We start from the raw sequence: 17,087 nt of genomic DNA on the forward strand, positions 1-17,087 counted from the left end.
ATCCGAGATCGATCTCTCACTGTACTCGCCCCGGACATCCGTGCAGAATGGTCGGCATGCAATCCACTCGCGTGATCCACCTCGCCGCCGGCGACGTCTCCCTGGTGCTGGCCGTGCTCTCGAGCGGTCTTCCCGTCGTTCTGCACTGGGGGGCGCGGATCATCGCGACAGATGACGACCTCCTCACATTCGCCCTGGCCGAACAAAGACCTGGTATCGGGGGTATTTCCGACCTTCCCTATCGCCCTTCCCTCCTCCCGGAGCACGGTCGAGGATGGTTCGGACGCCCGGGACTGAGCGCGCATCGCGCAGGCCGGGGGTGGGCACCCTCGTTCCACGTCGACACGATCTCCATCGACGATACGGAGTTGCAGGGGTCGGTGATCCAGGCCGGGGCGGGATCGATCCGTGTGCTCGCGCGCGATGAGCAGGAGGCGATCTCGCTCATGCTAGAGATCGATCTCACCGCCGCAGGACTGCTCCGGCTCCGCTCCGGCGTGCGCAACGAAGCGAGGGAGGTCGCACCACTGGAGGTCGAAGACCTCATGCTCGCGCTTCCCGTTCCGACACGGGCGACCGAGGTGCTCGACTTCTCCGGACGCTGGGCACACGAGCGCATCGCTCAGCGGCACCGCGTGGTGCGCGGCACGCACAGCCGCCCCTCGCGCCGAGGGCGGACCGGACTGGACGCCACGACCGTCATGATCGCCGGCACCCCGGGATTCTCCGCCGACACGGGAGAGGTCTGGATGTTCCACGTCGGCTTCAGCGGCGACCATGAGCACGCACTCGAACGCGGCGACGGAACCCTGGCGTTCCGCGGCGGCGAGCTCCTCCTCCCCGGCGAGATCCGACTCACGCCAGGAGCGGAGTACGTCGGGCCCTGGGTGTACGGCAGCCACGGCGAGGGCTGGGACGCCGCGTCCGCCCGGTTCCATACCTTCCTGCGCGGTGTCTCGCGATCATCGCGCAGGGATCGGCCGGTCACGCTCAACGTGTGGGAAGCGGTGTACTTCGATCAGGATGCCGCGACCCTCCACGACCTCGCCGAGCGCGGCGCCGCACTCGGCGTCGAGAGGTTCGTGCTCGACGATGGCTGGTTCCGTGGTCGCGGCGATGACCGTGCCGGACTCGGCGACTGGGAGCCCGACCCGGTGGCGTGGCCCGACGGCCTGCGTCCGCTCGCCGATCGAGTTCGAGATCTCGGGATGGAGTTCGGGTTGTGGGTCGAGCCCGAGATGATCAACGAGGACTCCGAGCTCGCCCGCACCCACCCCGACTGGATCCTGCGAGCCGGTGACGAGCTTCCTGCCAGATACCGCTTCCAGCAGGTGCTCGACCTCACCAGACCCGAGGCGTTCACGCACATCCTCGACACACTCGACGGGTTGATCGACGACATCGGCGTCAGCTACCTCAAGTGGGACCACAACCGCGACCTCGTCTCCGCCGGTCATCCCGCGACCGGAGCACCGGCCGTGCACGCGCAGACCCTCGCCCTCTACCGGCTGCTCGATGAGCTGCGGGCGCGCCACCCCGACCTCGAGATCGAGAGCTGCGCCTCCGGCGGCGGCCGCGTCGACCTCGGCATCCTCGAGCGCAGCGATCGCATCCATCCCTCCGACAGTCACGATCCGGTCGACCGCTTCGACATCCTGCGGAACACCGGTCTGCTCGTGCCGCCCGAGATGATGGGCTCGCACGTCGCGTCTCCGGTATCGAGCGTGACCGGGCGCACGTCCGACCTGCATTTCCGTTGCGCGGTGGCCTTTCTCGGACATTTCGGCATCGAGTGGGACATCCGCGCGCTGAGTGATGCGGAGCGCACTGAGCTCGCGGCGTGGATCGCGCGCTTCCGCCGTCTGCGCCCCCTCATCCAGACCGGGCGTACGGTCGGCAGCGGAGAGGACGACCCGTCGGCCCCCTCGATGCGCGGTGTCGTGGCCGATGACGGCAGCGAGGCGCTGTACACCGTCGTGACCCCCAGGACGACGGCCGACACCCTGGCACGGATCCGCCTGCTCGGAGTGGACCCGACGCGTCGCTACCGGTTGACGGTCAACGCGCCCGAGTCGCTCGGGCCGCCCTGGCAGGTTCCCGACTGGCTGCGGGCGCCCGATCTCGACGAGGCCGGATCCGCGCCCGTCCTCTCCGGCGCGCTGTTGTCCACGGCAGGGCTGGAGTTCCCGACGTTCCACCCGGACCGTGCGGTGGTCGTGCATCTTCGCGCCGTGGACACGCTGTGAGCGCCCCCAGACGACAGGCCGCCGCGCTTCCCCCGATGGGCTGGAACAGCTGGGACTGCTTCGGCTCCTCGGTCACCGAGGACGAGGTCATCCGCAACGCCGGGTTCCTGGCTGAGCACCTCGCACCGTTCGGCTGGGACTGCGTCGTCGTCGACATCCAGTGGTACGAGTCCGACCCCGGCCACCACGACTACCGACAGATCTCGCGCCCGGAGCTCGACGACTGGGGCCGCCCGTTGCCCGCGGTCACCCGCTTCCCGTCTGCGGCCGGCGGGTCTTTCCGGCCGCTCGCCGACCGCATCCATTCGCTCGGCCTGCGCTTCGGCCTGCACCTGATGCGCGGCGTGCCGCGCGCCGCGGCCGAACGGCGGCTGCCGGTCCTCGGCGCGCCCGGCGCAACCTGCGACACCATCGCGGATCGTGCGAACGTCTGCCCCTGGAATCCCGACAACTTCGGTGTGGACATGAGCGCTCCCGGCGCGCAGGAGTACTACGACTCGCTCGCCCGGCAGTTCGCCGACTGGGGTGTCGACGTCATCAAGCTCGACGATGTGCTCTATCCCCCGGTGCAGACCGCCGAGATCGCCGCGTTCTCTCGCGCCATCGACCGCTCAGGACGGCCGATGCTGCTGAGCCTCTCGCCCGGCAAGCAGTTGTCGACCGCGCACCTGGACTCGCTGCGCGCGCATGCCCAGCTGTGGCGCATCTCGGACGACCTCTGGGACGACTGGTCGCAGGTGCGCGAACAGTTCCAGCGCGCAGCCCGATGGGCGCCGCTCCAGCAGCCCGGCGCGTGGGCCGATGCCGACATGCTGCCGTTCGGGCGGATCGGCATCCGCGGGCACGTCGGTCGCGACCGGATGAGCCGCCTCACGCTCGAAGAGCAGCGCACGGTGATGACGCTGTGGTGCCTGCTGCGTTCTCCGCTCATGTTCGGAGGCCACCTGCCCGACACCCCGCACGACACCCTCGCCCTTCTGACCCGCCGCGAGGTGCTGGCGCTCCGCGAGGGTCACGGCGCGCGCGAGATCGTGCGTGACGGCGATCTGGTGATGTGGAGATCACGGGTCGGCGATCGCGACTACCGCGCGCTGTTCTGGCTCGGCGACGAGCCGAAGCGGCTGCGCGCCCACGTCGATGACCTGGGTGTGCCGGAGGATGCACTCGCCCGGGGCTGCGCCGACGCATGGTCCGGCGAGATGCTTCCCCACGACGGCGGTTGGGTCGAGGTCGAGGTTCCCGCCCACGGTGTGCGACTGCTCCTGTTCGGGTGAGCGGGACGGCTCACCTCGCGGCGATCCGCTGGTCCACGGAGCGCGGACGTCACCGCGGCGGGCCGCCCGCCCACGTGCGCAGCTGATCGGCGATCTCGGTCTCCCCTGCTGCCTGGGCGTCCGCGAGCGCCGATACCCCGGCCCGTGCGAACACGGAGTCCAACTCGACCCTGGTTCCGGTCGCCGCGGACTCCCCCGCCGCCTCGACCATCGCGAGACTGCGGATGTTCTGGCGGATCTCCCCCGACGGAGGCGCGCCCCCGTCCAACGCGGCCAGGAACTCCGTGAGCGCGGCGTCGAGCCCCTCCCGAACGGCGCCCACCGGAATGTCCTGCACCCCGCCTCCTTCGCGCTGCATCCGCACGGCGTTCTCGCCGTCCCACGTCGCGGACCCTCCCGGCGCGCTCGCGCGCCAATCCCCGTTCCACGAGGTCGTGAGGCCGTCGGCGCACCAGCTCCCCGCGTAGCCGAAACGCGCGCCGCCCGAGAAGCGGAAGATCGCCTGCGCAGCCGCCGCTCCGCGGTACCAGCTCCACGCCGGCGAGAACTCCTCGCAGTACACCGATTCCGGTTCGCTCCCGAGCAGGTATCTGGCCTGGTCGAACTGGTGGATGGCCATGTCGACGAGCAATGGCGAGGCCATCTCGTCACGGAAGCCACCGAATCGAGGGTTCTGGAAGAACTGCGTCTGCAGCTGGCCGAGGCCGCCGAGGTCCCGCAGGGCGTCACGGAAGGCAGTGATGCCTGCCGAATGCCGGCGCGATTGACTGGTCGCGAGCAGCACTCCTCGCGTGACGCTCAGTGCGCTGAGCCACATCGCGTCCGCCACGGTCGGGGTCACCGGTTTCTCACTGAGCACCGGAACCCCCGCCCGGATGGCGGTCTCGCTCACCCCCCGATGCGCCTCGGGAATCGTGACGTTCAGCAGCAGATCCGCACGGACCTCCTGCAGCGCTGCGGCCACATCATCGAAGACCGGCACGCTCCAGTCACGCTCCGCCGCCGCGGCCCGCGCCGCCGACAGGTCGATGTCGACGACGGCCGAGGGGCGCAGATCCTCCCTCGACCGCACCACATCCATCCATGCCCGCCCCATGCCCCCGGCTCCGACGACGACGACGTCACGCACGTCGGCACCGGCCACGGCCGCGGTCATTGCAGCGTCCCGTCCCATTCACGGGGTGTGTCGAACTCGCCCTCGCGGTGCATCGTGATCCGCGGCTGGGTGCGCGGCCGATCCTGGAACGCCCACGCCACGGCGTTGGCGAGCACCCGCTTGATCTCCGGCTGGTGATAGACCGGGTAGTCCTGGTCGCCGGGCGAGAAGTAGAAGATGCGCCCGTGACCGCGCGAGAACGTCAGCCCCGAGCGGAACACCTCGCCGCCGGAGAAGCTCGAGACGAACACCAGTTCGTCCGGAGCAGGCACATCGAAGTACTCCCCATACATCTCCTGAGCGGGGATGATGAGCGGATGCGGCACACCCTGGGCGATCGGATGCGTGGGCGACACCGTCCACACCAGCTCGCGATCGACACCCTGCCGCCAGCGCAGGCTGCACGTGGTTCCCATCAGACGGATGAAGACCTTCGAGAAGTGCGCCGAATGCAGAGGGATGAATCCCATCCCTCCGAGCACATGCCGCTGCACGCGCTCGACCGCATCGTCGTCCACGGCGTCATGCCGCAGATGCCCCCACCACAGGAGCACGTCGGTCTCGGCGAGCTGCTCTTCGCCGAGCCCCTGCTCCGGATCGTCGAGAGCGGCGGTCTCGACCACGGCGTCCGCACCGAGGAGATCGCGCAGCCCGGCCGCGATCGTGCCGTGCATCGTGTCGGGGTAGATCTGCCGGGTGAGCTCATCGTGCTTCTCGTGATGATTCTCGCCCCAGACCAGCACCCGCATCGGCCGCTTCGTCGTCATTCCTCGTCCTCTCCGTGATCGACATCCCACGCGGTCCTCCCCGCGCGGGCCAGCACCACATGCCGCGGGCCCACGAGCCGGACGCGGATCGCACAGGCGCGATCCGCCACCGACGGCCCCGCCGCGAGCACCACCGTGCCGGGATCGACGCCCAACCGGCCGTCGATCCCCGTCACGGCCAGACGTGCGGCTTCGAGAGTGAAGCGCACGGTCCTTCGCCTCCCCGCGGGGATGCGCACACGCGCGAAACCGACCAGCTGCGCCTCCGGACGCACCACGGCGCCGGACGGGAAGGAGGCATAGAGCTGCACGACCTCCACCGCCGCCGACCCCGCGTTGTGCACGGTGACGGCGATCTCGGCGGCGCCGTCGGTGCGGAGATCGGACGGCGCGTCGATCGACTCGTACTCGATCCGTCCCCTGGTCAGGCCGTAGCCGAACGGGTAGAGAGGGGTCGGATCGGCCACCGTGGCCCCCGCATCATGACGGCCGGACGGCGGTTCCAGGTACGTGGTGGTCACCGAGGGCGACCGCGGAATCTGCACGGGAAGCCGCCCGCTCGGGGCGACGCGTCCGGAGAGCACGCCGGCGATGGCGCCGGCGCCGTCTGCGCCGGGGAAGAAGGCCTGGACGATCGCGCGCGCCGCCCCGAACTCCCCCAGCGCGTACGGACGCCCGGAGACCACGACCAGCACCGTCGGGACACCGGTGGCCAGCACGGCCAGGACGAGGTCGTGCTGGCGACCGGGAAGCCGCAGATCAGGGGCATCGCATCCCTCGCCGGAGGTGCCCGCACCGAAGATCCCCGCCACATCGCCGACGACCACCACGGCGACGTCGCTCTCGCCGGCTGCTCTCACCGCAGTGGCGATCTCCTCGGCATCGTCGAGGATCTCGCAGCCGCGGACGAAGCGCAGCTCGCCGATCCCCCGCTCTGTGTGCAGTGCCGCCTCGATCGTCTGGATCGTGATGCCGGGGTCATGGCCCGGGTACTTGGTGAGGACGTGGTTGGGGAACGCGTAGCATCCGAGCAGACTCCGATATTCGGCAGCGGCCGGCCCGATCAACGCCACCCGCGAATCGAGGGTCAGGGGCAGGATGCCGTCGTCCTCGAGCAGCACGATCGACTCCTCGGCGATCCTGGCCGACAATGCACGGTTGCGCTCGCTGTCGAGGTCGACGTCTTCCGCGCCGTGCGGCACGACGGATGCCGCGTCGAGCAGTCCCGCCTCGATCTTGTGCCTCAGGTGACGCACCGCCGCACGGTCGATATCGCTCTCGTCGACGATCCCTTCGCGGACCAGTCGTGCGAGCGAGGAGAACGCGGTCGTGGACGGCAGTTCGACATCGACACCGGCGCGCAGTGCGAGGGCGCCGGCCTCGGCGGCATCCGCAGCCACCCGGTGCCGGGAGACGAGGAACGGGATCGCCCAGTAGTCGGCCACCACCGTGCCGTCGAATCCCCACTCGGTACGCAGGATGCCGTCGAGCAGCGCCCGGTTGGCTGTGCTCGGGATGCCGTCGACATCGGCGTACGAGGTCATCACGCTGCGGGCTCCGCCCTGTCGCAGCGCCATCTCGAAAGGAGGCAGCACGGTGTCGGCGAACTCGCGCGGCCCCATGCTGACGGGGCCGCGGTTGCGCGCACCCCGCGACGCCGCGTAGCCGGCGAAGTGCTTCACCGTGGCGATGACCCCGGCACTCTCGAGCCCCGAGACGTAGGCGGCGCCCAGCTGTCCGACGAGATACGGATCCTCGCCCAGGGTCTCCTCGACCCGCCCCCATCGGTAGTCCCGCACGACGTCGAGCACCGGAGCCAGCCCCTGATGCACGCCGATGGCGCGCATGTCCGTGCCGATGGCACGCCCCATCTCGCGCACCAGATCATCGTCGAAGGTGGCCGCCCACGCGAGCGGTGTGGGGAAGGCGGTCGCACCGTAGGTGGCGAGGCCTGTCAGGCACTCCTCGTGCACGAGCGCGGGGATCCCCAGGCGCTGGCTGTCCGTCACCGTATGCTGCAGCGCCCGCAGCTTCGCCACGGCGTCGCGCACGCTGATCGGTGCCGTGCCGAAGACGCGGGTGAGTTGGCCGAGGCCGTGTGCGAGCGAGACGACGACGCCGTCGGCGAAGTCATCGGAGAGGTGCGGGTCGCTGGCATCGGCGCCTCCGGCCGGCCAGAGGGATCCGAGCTGAGCGACCTTCTCCTCGAGGGTCAGCTCGTCGACCAGAGCTTGTGCACGCTCACGCGCGCTCAGCGTCGGATCACGCCATCGGGCCTGATCGACGGCGTTGAGCTCGACCGTCATCCCTTGAACGCCCCGTCCATGATGCCCGCGACCATGCGGCGGCCGACGAAGAAGAAGACGATGAGCAACGGCAGGGTGGCCATGAACGAGCCGCCCATGGTCAGAGCCAGATCGATCGTCCGGTTCGCCTGCAATTGCTTGAGTGCGATCTGCACCGTGAACAGCTCGGGAGACTTCAGCACGATGAACGGCCACATGAAGTCGTTCCACACACCGGTGAAGGTGATGAGCCCCAGGACGAAGGCGGCCGGGCGCACGACCGGGAACCCGATGCGCCAGAAGATCTGCCAGCTGTTGGCGCCGTCGATGCGCGCGGCAGCCATCAGCTCGTCGTTCAGGGTGGTCGACAGATGCTGACGCATCCAGAAGATCCCGAAGGCGCTCGCCAGTCCTGGCAGGATGATCGCCTGGAGCGTGTCGACCCAGTCGAGCCACGAGATGATCAGATATTGCGGGATCACACTCAGCTGCGCCGGCACCGTCATGGTCAGGAGCACGATGAGGAACAGCGTGTTGCGCCCGGGGAACTGCAGCTTGGCGAAGGCGAATCCGGCGAGCGCGCACAGCAGCGAGGTGATGACGGCCACGGCGAGCGACACGATCACACTGTTCAGCAGCGACTGCAGGAAGGGCACGGTCTCGAACACCTTCGTCGCGATGTCGAAGAAGTTGAATCCGGGGTACAACCGCGGCGGGATCGACGTGACAGCCGAAGCTCCGACCGACGCGATCACGAACATGTAATAGAGCGGGAAGACGCTGATCAGCACGGCGACGATGAGGAATGCGTAGACGTACCACCGCACCCTGCCGACACGGCCGCCATGACCACGGCGGCGGGCGGGAGCTTCGGGCTTCGCCTGCGACATCGAGGCCGTCTCCTGCGTCACGTGAGTCATGCGCGTGCCTTCCTGGTGCGGGTGGTGAGGTAGAAGTTGATCAGCGACACGACGACCACGATGACGAACAGCGCCACTCCGATCGCCGAGCCGTAGCCGAACTCGAACTGTCCGAAGCCCTGTTCGTAGAGGAAGAGCGCGAGCGTCTGGCATTGGCGACCGCCGCCGCAGGTGAGTCCCGACTCCGGCGCGACGAGCAGCGGCTCCGTGAAGATCTGCAGCCCACCGATCGTCGACATGATCACGGTGAAGATGATGATCGGTCGCAGCGACGGAATCGTCAGGTGGATGAACTGCTGCCAACCGGAGGCACCGTCGACGGATGCCGCCTCGTACATCTCGCGTGGGAGGGCTTGGAGCCCGGCGAGGTACAGCAGGGTGTTGTACCCGAACCAGCGCCACATGACCATCGAAGAGATCACGATCCACGAGCCCACCTGCGACGACATGAAGTTCACCGCCGGCGCCCCGACGAGATCCAGGATCCAGTTGATGAGCCCGAAGTTCTTGTCGAAGATCTGGGCGAACACGAGCGCGGTCGCGGCGACCGAGGTGATGTACGGGATGAGCAACGCCATCCGGAAGAAGTTCGCGAGCTTGAGTGTCGCGTGGTTGAGCAGATGGGCCAGGCCCAGGGCCAGCAGCAGCTGCGGGATCGTGGAGATCAGGAAGATCCCGAAGGTGTTGACGAAGGCGTTCCAGAACCGTGCGTCCTGGAAGAGCCGCTCGAAGTTCGCCAGGCCCACGAAGGTCTGCTCACCGATCGGATTCCAGTCGAAGAGAGCCACGTAGAAGGTGAACAGCAGGGGGAACAGGCCGAAGACGGCGAAGATGATGAAGAACGGGGCGACGTAGAGATACGGGGCGAGACGCTCGGCGAACGGCTGCCTGATCTTCTGGGTGGGCGGCCGGTCGCGCCGGCGGATCTTCTGAACGGGGATGGCGGTCGCTGTCGCGGTCATGGTCCTGCCTCGGTCGGGATGGTCGGCCCACGCGCTGCGGCGCGGACCGACCATCGGGCGATTCGGTTCTCAGCCGCCGATCGCGGCTTTGGCGCTGTCCAGCCCGGTCTGCCATGCGTCAGCCGGTTTGACGTTGCCCGCTTCCATGTCCACGAGCGCGTTCAGCAACGCGGCGCCGATCGCGCTGGTGTCGGGACCGTTGTAGAACGAGCTGAACTCCAGCACAGAGTCACTCATGGTGGCGCCGATGGGAGAGTCGCCGAAGAAGGGGTCGGTGTAGCTGCGCACCTCTTCGCTGTTGAGCGCCTCGTTCGCCGCCGGGAAGGTTCCGGTCGTCGAGAAGTGCTCGGTCTGCCCCTTCGGCGAGAGCATCGTCTCGATGTACTGCCACGCCGCTTCCGGGTTGTCGGCGCGGGCGGGGATGGCGATGACGCTGCCACCCCAGTTGCCGCCGATGCCGGGGACCGACGCGATGCGCCACAGGCCCTCGGTGTCGGGAGCGTCCGTCTTGATGCCGGACAGCATCCACGAGGGAGCCGTGGTGACCGCGAATGCGCCGTTGGCCTTGCCCGGCGCCCAGCCCGATGACCACGCGGGGATGCTGGCGCTGATGCCGGCGTCGTAGGTGCGCACCGCGACATCGAACGCCTCCTCGACCTCGGGGTTCTTGTCGTAGATCAGCTCACCGTCTGACGAGTAGTACTTCTCGCTCACCTGGTTGACGGTGGAGAAGAAGACGCTCGTCTCGACGTTGTCGACGAAGGGCTCCCCGGTCGCTGCCGTGTACTTCTCACCCATCTCGATGAACTTGTCCCACGTCGACCACATCTCGGCCACCTCGGCCGGGTCGGTGGGGAGACCGGCCGCCTCGAACAGATCGGCGCGGTATGCGAAGCTCAGACCGCCGACGTCCGTCGGGATCCCGATGATCGAGCCGTCCTCGGCCGTCGCTCCCCCGATCGCCCAGTCGAGGTAGTCGTCGCCGAGGTCATCGCCGCCGAGCGTGCGCAGATCGACGAAGTTGCCCGCGTTCTCGACGAACTTCGGAAGGTCGTCATTCTGGATCATGACGAGGTCAGGGACGCGGCCGCCGGCGAGGGCCGCGGTCAGAGCGGTCGCCGTCTCGGTCGTGCTGCCGACCTCGCTCAGCTTGACCTTGGCGTCGGGGTTCTTCTCGAGGTACCGGTCGACGGAGTCCTTCTGCCCGATGCCGGTGAAAGACCAGAACTCGAATTCGGCGTTCGGATCACCGGATCCGGACTCCGATCCTGATCCGCCGGATGAGCATCCGGAGATCAGCAGCGCGAAAGCGCCGATCGCTGCGATAGGCAGGGCCAATTTGCGACGGTTCACAACAGCTCCTCTTCTTCGGGGACATGTGAGTGCAGACGACTACGTGAGGGAGTGCGCCTGAGAGATCGATCTCTCGTTCGGGTCACAGTAACCGACATCATCCAGCAGGGCAACCCTGTAACGACGCATCGGCCGATCCGACAAATTCGTCCCTCGGTCGAACATCCGTCGGTTTTCGTGCGATGATCTCTACATCGAGAGATCGATCTTCGACTGACCACCGAACTTCCGCGGAGAGAGCCATGGGCAGACCCACCGTCGTCGACGTCGCGCAGGCGGCGGGAGTGTCGCGCGCCACCGCCGCCCGCGTGCTGGCCGGCGCGACCAATGTCGACCCGGCGATGACCCAAGCCGTCGAACGAGAGGCTCAGCGCCTCGGCTACGAGACGAACTTCGCGGCCAGGGTGCTGCGTGGTGGCCGTGCCGGTGCCGTCGGGCTCGTGATCGCCTTCGAGGAGCTCGGCAGCCACAACGGAACCTTCTTCACCGCGGTGCTCAAGGGCGCCGCGAAGGGACTCGCCGCGGGAGAGGTGCAGCCCGTGCTGTTGCCCGCCGACCAGGAAGACCTCGATCGCATTCCGCGCTTCCTCCGCTCAGGCGCGCTCGACGGCGCGATCGTCATCTTGCAGCACGAGATCACGCACCTCGTCGATCGGCTGGCCGAGTCCCCCGTGCCGATCGCCTGGGTCGGTCGCCCGCATGCCGATATCGGCCCCGATCCGATCGTGATCGACTCGGACAACTACGGCGGCGGCGTGCTCGCCGCCCGCGCCCTCGTGGAAGCGGGCCGCCGGTCCATCGGCATCATCACCGGACCGCTCGACCTCGAGCAGGCGAGGGACCGCACGCGCGGATGGACCGACGAGCTCGCCCGGCACGGCATCACGCCCGGTCCGATCGTGCACGGGGACTTCACGCTCGACAGCGGCACCGCGGCGATGGCACGGCTGCTGCAGCGCGCCCCCGATCTGGATGGCCTCTTCGCCTCCTCCGACCTCATGGCTGCGGGGGCGCTTCGGGTGCTTCAGGCGGCAGGAAGGCGCGTGCCGACCGATGTCTCCGTCGTCGGGTTCGATGACATCCTCATCGCCGGCACATCCGATCCACCGCTGACGACGGTCCGTCAGCCTCTGGAGGAGATGGGGAGAGCAGCCGCAGATACGCTGCTGGCGACGATTCGCGGTCTCCCCGCCGAGAAGGAGCAGTTGCTGCCGACCTCGTTGATCTCTCGTGAATCGCTCTGAGCCCTCGACAACACCTCCCCGCCGCAAGGCGCTGATCAGCACGGATGCGGCGAATGAGGCGGACGATCAGTTCGCCGTCGCTCATGCACTGCTCTCCCCCGTGCTAGAAGTGCGTGGTCTGCTTCCGGCCCACTTCGGCCGGAACGGGAGCAGAGCGGCATCGCGTGCGGAGGTCGATCGGCTCTGCGATCTGATGAGCGTCGGCGACAGCATCGCGATCGCCGATGGTGCCGACGGCGCGCTGCCGGATACGCAGACGCCTCGATCGTCTGCGGCGTCGCAGCTCATCATCGACGAGGCGCACTCCGATGAGCGGCGGCTGTGCATCGCCGTGCTCGGCCCCCTCACCGACGTGGCATCCGCTCTGTTGGAGGATCCGTCGCTCGTCGCGACCGACCCGCTCGTGGTGTGGGTCGGCGGGCCTCCCTATGAAGGGCTGGCGGGATACTCGCCGGAGTTCAACCTCGTGAACGACGTGCCGGCCGCTGAAGTCGTGCTCGCCTCAGGCGTCGAGGTCTGGCAGATCCCGATGCCGGTCTACACGATGGTCGGCGTCGGTCACGCCGAGCTCCGCGAACGCCTCTCCGGCACCAGCGCTCTCGGCGACTACCTGGTGGACCAGCTGATCGAGTTCAACGAGACGGTCAGCTACGGGCCGCTCGACTTCCGCTCTCTCGGCGACAGCCCCGCCATCGGTGCGCTCCTCAATCCGCTCGGCGCGCGCTGGAGTCTGCGTCCGCCGCCACGGTTCACCGCCGATGCGCAGATCGATGGCGTCCTCGATGAGCACCGGCGCATCCGCGTCTGCGAAGGGGTCGATACCCGCTGGCTGATCGAGGACATGTTCGCGAAGCTCCGGGCGTGGGGCGACGCCGAATCGTCGCTCACGCTCGATGGCTCGCGCCTCTGACCAGCCCGCTACGGGCGTCTCCCCTTGTCTGCGCGGCGCCTGTTCGAACCGATGACGGCTGTCACGACCGTCACCAGGATCATCACCGTCGAAACGCCCAACAGGGTGAGGGCGAAGGGTATCCCGTTCACGCTTTCGGTCCTCCGAGTCCGGCGCCGACCCCGAAAGTGGGGACAGCATCCCTTGGTGAGACGCGGCACGCCCCGATTCATCACGCGAAACAGCGATCGACCTGCGCATCTCGGACGGGAGCACACAAGCAAGCCCCCTGTCCGCAGCTCACGTGAGCTACCGGCAGGGGGCTTGCGTTCGGGATTATGACCGAACCAGGTTCGCTCTTGATCAGGACGGTCAGAAGTCCCAGTCGTCGTCTTCCGTGGCCTCGGCCTTGCCGATGACGTACGACGAACCCGAGCCGGAGAAGAAGTCGTGGTTCTCGTCGGCGTTCGGCGAGAGCGCCGACAGGATCGCCGGATTCACGTTCGTCACGGTCGAGGGGAACATCGCTTCGTAGCCGAGGTTCATCAGCGCCTTGTTGGCGTTGTAGTGCAGGAACTTCTTGACGTCTTCAGTGAGACCGACGCCGTCGTAGAGGTCCTGCGTGTACTGCACCTCGTTGTCGTAGAGCTCGAACAGCAGGTTGAAGGTGTAGTCCTTCAGCTCCTGACGGCGCTCCTCGGTCTCGTTCTCGAGACCCTTCTGGAACTTGTACCCGATGTAGTACCCGTGCACGGCCTCGTCGCGGATGATGAGGCGGATGAGGTCGGCCGTGTTCGTGAGCTTCGCCTTGGACGACCAGTAGATCGGCAGGTAGAAGCCCGAGTAGAACAGGAACGACTCGAGCAGCGTCGAGGCGACCTTGCGCTTGAGCGGGTCGTCTCCCTGGTAGTAGTCCATGATGATCTGAGCCTTCTTCTGAAGGTTCGGGTTCTCGGTGGACCACCGGAACGCCTCGTCGATCTCCTTGGTCGACGCGAGCGTCGAGAAGATCGAGGAGTAGCTCTTCGCGTGCACCGACTCCATGAACGCGATGTTGGTGTACACCGCCTCCTCGTGCGGGGTGATCGCGTCGGGGATGAGCGAGACGGCGCCCACGGTGCCCTGGATCGTGTCGAGCAGCGTCAGACCGGTGAAGACGCGCATCGTGAGCAGCTGCTCTTCGGGCGTCAGCGTGTTCCACGACTGGATGTCGTTCGACAGCGGCACCTTCTCGGGCAGCCAGAAGTTGTTCACCAGGCGGTTCCAGACCTCGAGGTCCTTATCGTCGATGATGCGGTTCCAGTTGATCGCCTGCACGCTGTCGACCAGCTTGATCGGGGAGTGGGGAGTCATGTCTTCGTCGTTTCTCGAGTCAGTGAGCAGGTCAGAGCATGCAGGAGACGCACTCGGTCATGTCGGTGCCCTCCAGCGCCATCTGACGCAGACGGATGTAGTAGATCGTCTTGATGCCCTTGCGCCATGCGTAGATCTGCGCCTTGTTGATGTCACGCGTGGTGGCGGTGTCCTTGAAGAACAGCGTCAGCGAGAGGCCCTGATCCACGTGCTGCGTGGCCGCGGCGTACGTGTCGATGACCTTCTCGTAGCCGATCTCGTACGCGTCCTGGTAGTACTCCAGGTTGTCGTTCGTCATGAACGCGGCCGGGTAGTAGACGCGGCCGAGCTTGCCTTCCTTGCGGATCTCGATCTTCGACGCGATCGGGTGGATCGACGACGTGGAGTTGTTGATGTACGAGATCGAGCCGGTCGGCGGCACCGCCTGCAGGTTCTGGTTGTAGATGCCGTGCTCCTGGATCGATGCCTTGAGCGCGACCCAGTCCTCCTGCGTCGGGATGTGCTTTCCGGCGAAGAGCTCCTTGACCTTCTCGGTCGCCGGCACCCACGCCTGGTCGATGTACTTGTCGAAGAACTCCCCCGACGCATAGGTCGAGTCCTCGAAGCCGTCGAACGCCTGCTTGCGCTCGATCGCGAGGTTGTTCGACGCACGCAGCGCGTGGAACAGCACCGTGTAGAAGTAGATGTTCGTGAAATCGATGCCCTCTTCGGAGCCGTAGTAGACGTGCTCACGAGCCAGGTACCCGTGCAGGTTCATCTGCCCGAGGCCGATCGCGTGGGAGCGGTCGTTGCCGTCCTCGATCGAGCGCACGGAGCGGATGTGGCTCTGGTCGCTGACCGCGGTCAGCGCGCGGATCGCGGTCTCGACCGTCTGGCCGAGGTCATCGGCATCCATCGACAGCGCGATGTTCATCGATCCGAGGTTGCACGAGATGTCCTTGCCGATCTGGTCGTACGACAGGTCGTCGTTGTATGTGGTCGGCGTGTTCACCTGCAGGATCTCGCTGCAGAGGTTCGACATGTTGATGCGGCCCTTGATCGGGTTGGCCTTGTTCACCGTGTCCTCGAACATGATGTACGGGTAGCCCGACTCGAACTGGATCTCGGCGATCGTCTGGAAGAACTCGCGCGCGTTGATCTTCGTCTTCTTGATGCGAGGGTCGTCGACCATCTCGCGGTACTTCTCGGTGACGGAGATGTCGCCGAAGGGCACCCCGTAGACCTTCTCGACGTCGTACGGCGAGAAGAGATACATGTCCTCGCCGTTCTTGGCGAGCTCGAACGTGATGTCGGGCACGACGACGCCGAGCGAGAGCGTCTTGATGCGGATCTTCTCGTCGGCGTTCTCACGCTTGGTGTCGAGGAAGCGCATGATGTCGGGGTGATGCGCGTTGAGGTACACCGCACCCGCCCCCTGACGTGCACCCAGCTGGTTGGCGTAGCTGAAGCTGTCTTCGAGCAGCTTCATGACGGGGATGATGCCGGAGGACTGGTTCTCGATCTGCTTGATCGGCGCACCGGCCTCGCGGATGTTCGAGAGCAGGAGCGCCACGCCGCCACCGCGCTTGGAGAGCTGGAGCGCGGAGTTGATTCCGCGGGCGATCGACTCCATGTTGTCTTCGATGCGCAGGAGGAAGCAGCTGACGAGTTCGCCGCGCTGCGCCTTGCCCGCGTTGAGGAAGGTCGGCGTCGCCGGCTGGAAACGACCGGAGATGATCTCCTCGACCAGGGCGACCGCGAGCTTCTCGTCACCGTCGGCGAGACCGAGGGCGGTCATCACGACACGGTCCTCGAAGCGCTCGAGGTAGCGCTTGCCGTCGAACGTCTTGAGCGTGTAGCTCGTGTAGTACTTGAAGGCGCCGAGGAAGGTCTCGAAGCGGAACTTCTTGCCGTAGGCGAGGTCGTTGAGCTTCTGGATGAAGTCCATCGAGTACTGCTCGATGACGGCGGGCTCGTAGTACTCCTTCTCGACCAGGTAGTCGAGACGCTCCTTGAGCGAGTGGAAGAACACGGTGTTCTGGTTGACGTGCTGGAGGAAGTACTCGCGCGCTGCCCGCTTGTCGGCGTCGAACTGGATCTTGCCGTCGGCGTCGTACAGGTTGAGCATCGCGTTGAGCGCGTGGTAGTCCAGGCCCTCGTAGTTGGGGTTGGCCTTGAACGCCACCGTCTCGGTCACTGCGTCCTGCTCGTCAACTGTGGTAGCCACTGTCGCTCCAATCCGTCGCTCACGCGATCAACGTCGTCTTGTGTGCCGAAGATTTCGAGCCGGTACAAGTGAGGCACGTGACACTTGCGGCTGATGATGTCGCCGGCGAGACAGAAGGAATCGCCGAAGTTGGTATTTCCCGCAGAGATGACGCCGCGGATGTGCTGCCGGTTGCGCTCGTCGTTGAGGAACCGGATCACCTGCTTGGGCACGGCCCCTCGTTCGACGCCGCGCCCTTCACCTCCGCCATAGGTGGGGGTGACCAGCACGAAGGGCTCGTCGATGACGAGGTCTTCCTCCTGCCGGCGGAGAGGGATGCGTCGGGCCGGAAGCCCGAGCTTCTCGACGAAACGTGCGGTGTTACCCGACGCGCTCGAGAAGTAGACCAGGAGCGGCGCGGCGGTCGCGACTAGGTGCATGACTCACCCCGGT

13 protein-coding genes are annotated in these 17,087 nt (G+C 66.8%); 4 read left to right on the forward strand and 9 right to left on the reverse strand.

All coding sequences use genetic code 11. From position 1 onward, the window contains the following. The first annotated feature begins 56 nt into the window (after positions 1-56). Both KZC51_RS15150 and KZC51_RS15155 read left to right on the forward strand, forming a co-directional pair. On the forward strand, positions 57-2,246 hold the full coding sequence (locus tag KZC51_RS15150; protein WP_247630864.1) for an alpha-galactosidase: 2,190 nt from the start codon (positions 57-59) through the stop codon (positions 2,244-2,246). Further along, a complete protein-coding gene (locus tag KZC51_RS15155) occupies positions 2,243-3,520 on the forward strand; it encodes a glycoside hydrolase family 27 protein (RefSeq protein WP_247630865.1) in 1,278 nt (425 codons plus the stop codon). The genes KZC51_RS15150 and KZC51_RS15155 overlap by 4 nt, the downstream gene beginning before the upstream one ends. Before the next feature lie 49 nt (positions 3,521-3,569). Here the strand turns inward: KZC51_RS15155 and KZC51_RS15160 are convergent, their stop codons facing one another. The 6 genes from KZC51_RS15160 to KZC51_RS15185 all read right to left on the reverse strand — a co-directional run bounded on the left by KZC51_RS15160 (position 3,570) and on the right by KZC51_RS15185 (position 10,963). Continuing rightward, complete coding sequence (locus KZC51_RS15160) at positions 3,570-4,676, reverse strand: Gfo/Idh/MocA family protein (RefSeq protein ID WP_247630866.1); 1,107 nt, start codon at positions 4,674-4,676, stop codon at positions 3,570-3,572. Beyond that, complete coding sequence (locus KZC51_RS15165) at positions 4,673-5,443, reverse strand: ThuA domain-containing protein (protein WP_247630867.1); 771 nt, start codon at positions 5,441-5,443, stop codon at positions 4,673-4,675. The genes KZC51_RS15160 and KZC51_RS15165 overlap by 4 nt, the downstream gene beginning before the upstream one ends. Beyond that, positions 5,440-7,749, reverse strand: coding sequence for a beta-glucosidase family protein (locus tag KZC51_RS15170; protein ID WP_247630868.1), 2,310 nt, complete (start codon positions 7,747-7,749; stop codon positions 5,440-5,442). The genes KZC51_RS15165 and KZC51_RS15170 overlap by 4 nt, the downstream gene beginning before the upstream one ends. Then, a complete protein-coding gene (locus KZC51_RS15175; RefSeq protein WP_247630869.1) occupies positions 7,746-8,648 on the reverse strand; it encodes a carbohydrate ABC transporter permease in 903 nt (300 codons plus the stop codon). Before KZC51_RS15175 ends, KZC51_RS15170 begins: the two co-directional genes overlap by 4 nt. Further along, a complete protein-coding gene (locus KZC51_RS15180) occupies positions 8,645-9,610 on the reverse strand; it encodes a carbohydrate ABC transporter permease (RefSeq protein WP_247630870.1) in 966 nt (321 codons plus the stop codon). Before KZC51_RS15180 ends, KZC51_RS15175 begins: the two co-directional genes overlap by 4 nt. A gap of 69 nt (positions 9,611-9,679) precedes the next feature. Then, positions 9,680-10,963 carry an ABC transporter substrate-binding protein gene (locus KZC51_RS15185; protein WP_247630871.1) on the reverse strand — a complete coding sequence of 428 codons (1,284 nt, stop codon included), beginning with the start codon at positions 10,961-10,963 and terminating at the stop codon, positions 9,680-9,682. A gap of 242 nt (positions 10,964-11,205) precedes the next feature. Between KZC51_RS15185 and KZC51_RS15190 the strand changes: the two genes are divergently transcribed. Then, positions 11,206-12,207: a LacI family DNA-binding transcriptional regulator gene (locus KZC51_RS15190; protein ID WP_247630872.1), complete on the forward strand. Its 1,002-nt coding sequence runs from the start codon at positions 11,206-11,208 to the stop codon at positions 12,205-12,207. Next, the gene (locus KZC51_RS15195; RefSeq protein WP_247630873.1) at positions 12,194-13,117 is read left to right on the forward strand and encodes a nucleoside hydrolase; all 924 of its coding nucleotides are present in this window, start codon (positions 12,194-12,196) and stop codon (positions 13,115-13,117) included. Before KZC51_RS15190 ends, KZC51_RS15195 begins: the two co-directional genes overlap by 14 nt. Positions 13,118-13,468: 351 nt before the next feature. On the opposite strand, the gene nrdF is transcribed toward KZC51_RS15195, so the two are convergent. Genes nrdF through nrdI form a run of 3 tightly spaced genes read right to left on the reverse strand, consistent with a single transcriptional unit; the run spans position 13,469 to position 17,074 of the window. Then, positions 13,469-14,449 carry a class 1b ribonucleoside-diphosphate reductase subunit beta gene (nrdF, locus tag KZC51_RS15200; RefSeq protein WP_247630874.1) on the reverse strand — a complete coding sequence of 327 codons (981 nt, stop codon included), beginning with the start codon at positions 14,447-14,449 and terminating at the stop codon, positions 13,469-13,471. 31 nt (positions 14,450-14,480) lie between these two features. After that, positions 14,481-16,625, reverse strand: a complete 2,145-nt coding sequence (gene nrdE / locus KZC51_RS15205) for a class 1b ribonucleoside-diphosphate reductase subunit alpha (protein WP_308194322.1) — start codon at positions 16,623-16,625, stop codon at positions 14,481-14,483. After that, on the reverse strand, positions 16,622-17,074 hold the full coding sequence (gene nrdI, locus KZC51_RS15210) for a class Ib ribonucleoside-diphosphate reductase assembly flavoprotein NrdI (protein ID WP_247630875.1): 453 nt from the start codon (positions 17,072-17,074) through the stop codon (positions 16,622-16,624). Before nrdI ends, nrdE begins: the two co-directional genes overlap by 4 nt. Between the last annotated feature and the right edge of the window lie 13 nt (positions 17,075-17,087).

Source organism: Microbacterium croceum, from assembly GCF_023091245.1.
Classification (GTDB): Bacteria; Actinomycetota; Actinomycetes; order Actinomycetales; family Microbacteriaceae; genus Microbacterium; species Microbacterium croceum.

Bases quoted from the DNA above. Each gene is read 5' to 3' on its own strand.
- KZC51_RS15190 (WP_247630872.1), top strand. From the start codon at position 11,206: ATGGGCAGACCCACCGTCGTCGACGTCGCGCAGGCGGCGGGAGTGTCG.
- KZC51_RS15170 (WP_247630868.1), bottom strand. From the start codon at position 7,749: ATGACGGTCGAGCTCAACGCCGTCGATCAGGCCCGATGGCGTGATCCG.
- KZC51_RS15150 (WP_247630864.1), top strand. From the start codon at position 57: ATGCAATCCACTCGCGTGATCCACCTCGCCGCCGGCGACGTCTCCCTG.
- nrdF (WP_247630874.1), bottom strand. From the start codon at position 14,449: ATGACTCCCCACTCCCCGATCAAGCTGGTCGACAGCGTGCAGGCGATC.
- KZC51_RS15175 (WP_247630869.1), bottom strand. From the start codon at position 8,648: ATGACTCACGTGACGCAGGAGACGGCCTCGATGTCGCAGGCGAAGCCC.
- KZC51_RS15180 (WP_247630870.1), bottom strand. From the start codon at position 9,610: ATGACCGCGACAGCGACCGCCATCCCCGTTCAGAAGATCCGCCGGCGC.
- KZC51_RS15165 (WP_247630867.1), bottom strand. From the start codon at position 5,443: ATGACGACGAAGCGGCCGATGCGGGTGCTGGTCTGGGGCGAGAATCAT.
- KZC51_RS15160 (WP_247630866.1), bottom strand. From the start codon at position 4,676: ATGACCGCGGCCGTGGCCGGTGCCGACGTGCGTGACGTCGTCGTCGTC.
- nrdI (WP_247630875.1), bottom strand. From the start codon at position 17,074: ATGCACCTAGTCGCGACCGCCGCGCCGCTCCTGGTCTACTTCTCGAGC.